General features: G+C 72.3%; 2 protein-coding genes and 1 rRNA gene. All 3 read left to right on the top strand.

Annotation, left to right across the window (positions count from 1 at the left end; translation table 11 throughout):
• Nucleotides 1–93, top strand: a 5S ribosomal RNA gene (gene rrf, locus ACWF62_RS19125); the annotation flags it as partial.
• 84 nt (nt 94–177) lie between these two features.
• Nucleotides 178–1,302 carry a tetratricopeptide repeat protein gene (locus tag ACWF62_RS19130; protein ID WP_378569313.1) on the top strand — a complete coding sequence of 375 codons (1,125 nt, stop codon included), beginning with the start codon at nt 178–180 and terminating at the stop codon, nt 1,300–1,302.
• Complete coding sequence (locus tag ACWF62_RS19135; protein ID WP_378507269.1) at nt 1,299–2,264, top strand: HAD-IIA family hydrolase; 966 nt, start codon at nt 1,299–1,301, stop codon at nt 2,262–2,264. The genes ACWF62_RS19130 and ACWF62_RS19135 overlap by 4 nt, the downstream gene beginning before the upstream one ends.
• Nucleotides 2,265–2,370: the final 106 nt, after the last annotated feature.

Here is a 2,370-nt window from a genome sequence, read left to right on the forward strand (position 1 = left end):
ACGCCCGGTCCCATTCCGAACCCGGAAGCTAAGCCCTCCAGCGCCGATGGTACTGCACTCGACAGGGTGTGGGAGAGTAGGACACCGCCGTACATAACATCCGAAAGGGGACCCAGTCACTGGGTCCCCTTTCGTGTTTTCATGGACAGTGCCAGTGTTGTCTTCGAAGGAGAAGTCGTGGCGGACAACAACGAAGACCGTCGTTCGTATGGAAGCGACGATCGGGATCGGCGTCGCGGTGGCGGCTCGCAGGGCGGGAACGCTCGCGGCGGCCACGCTCAGGACGGGCACCGGCGAGACAGGAACACCGGCGAGAGCCGGGACGGCGGCGGCGGCCACCGCGGCCAGGAACGCCGATCCGAGGGCGGGTTCCGCGGCGGCGACCGCAGGCCGGACCGGCGCGCAGGTGACGACCGCCGTTCCGGCGGTGACCGATCGACCGGGCGCGGTGACACCCGCGGTGAGCGCCGGTCCGACGGCGGCTACCGCGCTGCAGGCGGCGACAACCGATCGGATCGCCGATCCGGCGGTGACCGGCGCGGTGGCGGGCCCCAGCGGCGCGGCGGCGAAGGCGCCTTCGCGCCCCGGCCCCGCGACGGCGGCGTCTACCCCGAGCGGCGGGCGGCGCGTCCGGACGAGCCGGAACTACCCGAGGACATTCAGGCGGGCGAGCTCGACCCCGCGGTCCGTCGTGACCTGCTCAGCCTCGACAAGTCGAATGCGAATACCGTCGCCCGTCATCTGGTGATGGCGAGCAAGCTGCTCGAGGACGACCCGCAGCAGGCTCTCGCCCATGTTCGCGCCGCCCGGCAGCGCGCAGGCCGGGTCGCGGTGGTCCGGGAGACCGCGGGCATCGTGGCCTACCACGCCGGCGAATGGGCGGAGGCGTTGTCGGAGTTGCGGGCGGCGCGGCGCATGGCCGGTGGGCCCGGCCTGCTCGCCGTCATGGCCGACTGCGAGCGCGGTCTCGGCCGCCCGGAACGCGCGATCGAACTCGGCCGCAGCGAGGAGGCCCGCGCACTCACGGGTGACGAGGCCACCGAGCTGCGGATCGTCGTTGCCGGGGCGCGGATGGACCTGGGACAGGCCGACCAGGCCGTGGTGACCCTCCAGACCCCGGAACTCGACGCGTCGAAGACCGGCCCGACCGCGGCCCGGCTCTTCTACGCGTACGCGGATGCGCTCGTCGCGGCTGGTCGGGTCGAGGACGGGTTGAAGTGGTTCCTCAACTCGGCCGCGGCGGACCTCGACGGCGACACCGATGCCGAGGAGCGGGTGGCCGACCTATCCGGCGACCAGTGAGCCGATCGGCACTCCGGGAGCACCATGACGTGCTGCTCCTCGATCTGGACGGAACCGTGTACGCGGGGCCCCATGCGATTCCTGGCGCCAGGGAGGCGCTGGTGGTCGACGGCGGGCCGAGGCTGTATTACGTCACCAACAACGCCAGTCGCAGTCCCGGCGAGGTCTCCGGACACCTGAACGAACTCGGTTTTCCCGCAACGGAATCCGAGGTCGTCACCAGCTCCCAGTCGGCAGCCCGGTTGTTGGCGCTGCGGGTTCCGCCCGGCTCCCCGGTGCTCGTCGTCGGGACCGAGGCGTTGGCCGAGGAGGTCCGCGTCGTCGGGCTGCGCCCGGTGCGCAGCTTCGACGACCACCCGGTCGCGGTGGTGCAGGGGCACTCACCCGACACGGCGTGGCGGATCCTCGCGGAGGCAACCCTCGCCATCAGGGCCGGGGCGTACTGGGTGGCGACCAACATCGACACCACGCTGCCGACCGAGCGTGGACTGTGCCTGGGCAACGGGTCGATGGTGGCGGCACTGCGGACCGCGTCGGGTCGCGAACCGGAGGTCGCGGGGAAGCCTGCGCGCCCACTGATGGACGACGCCGTGCGGCGCAGCGGCGCACAACGGCCACTGGTGGTCGGGGACCGCATCGACACCGACATCGCGGGGGCGAACGAGGCGGGCCTTGAGTCGCTGCTCGTGCTGACCGGCGTCAGCACCCCGGCCGACCTGCTGGCCGCGCCCCCCGCGCAGCGCCCGACCTACCTCGCGATGTCCCTCGCGGCGCTGGCCGAGGCTCCGGATGCGCTGCGCATCGCGCCGCACCCGCAGGTGCGCACCGCCGTCGCAGGCACGGTGCTCACCGTGGACGCCGCTCGCACCGTCGACGCGGTATCGGTGTTGCGTGCCGCCCTCGCCGCCGCCTGGGCCGCCCCCGAGGTGACCGAGGTGCGCGGCGTCGATCAGCTCCGCTGACCGTGCGTGATTTTCACCCCGACCGGGGTGAAAACCACGCACGGGCGCCCCAAGCACACCGGGAGGGGGCGACCGGCTCACATCGACCCCAACGAAGCCACAGACA

It is taken from the genome of Rhodococcus sp. NPDC054953, from assembly GCF_053609225.1.